The organism is Undibacterium umbellatum (assembly GCF_014284125.1).
Classification (GTDB): Bacteria; Pseudomonadota; Gammaproteobacteria; order Burkholderiales; family Burkholderiaceae_D; genus Undibacterium; species Undibacterium umbellatum.
Genome location: NZ_JACOFX010000072.1, coordinates 1 through 467, shown reverse-complemented (window position 1 = coordinate 467; position 467 = coordinate 1). Strand labels below are relative to the sequence as shown.

Below are 467 nucleotides of genomic sequence, written 5' to 3'. Positions count from 1 at the left end.
CTCAGGATACGGATAACGGCTACCTCAGGATACGGATAACGGCTACCTCAGGATACGGATAACGGCTACTCCGTGTTTGAGCAGTCACTGCTGCGGTATATCGCTGCCGGGCTGGGTGTCTCGTATGAGCAGCTTTCCCGGAATTACGCCCAGATGAGCTACTCCACGGCACGGGCCAGTGCGAACGAGTCGTGGGCGTACTTTATGGGGCGGCGAAAATTCGTCGCATCCCGTCAGGCGAGCCAGATGTTTCTGTGCTGGCTGGAAGAGGCCATCGTTCGCCGCGTGGTGACGTTACCTTCAAAAGCGCGCTTCAGTTTTCAGGAAGCCCGCAGTGCCTGGGGGAACTGCGACTGGATAGGCTCCGGTCGTATGGCCATCGATGGTCTGAAAGAAGTTCAGGAAGCGGTGATGCTGATAGAAGCCGGACTGAGTACCTACGAGAACGGACTGAGTACCTACGAGAA

2 pseudogenes are annotated in these 467 nt (G+C 56.7%); both read left to right on the top strand.

Annotated elements, in window-relative coordinates:
* Nucleotides 1-57: 57 nt before the first annotated feature.
* Nucleotides 58-204: pseudogene (locus H8L47_RS30515) on the top strand (phage portal protein); the annotation flags it as partial.
* Nucleotides 205-246: 42 nt separating this feature from the next.
* A pseudogene (locus tag H8L47_RS30510) lies at nt 247-467 on the top strand (hypothetical protein); the annotation flags it as partial.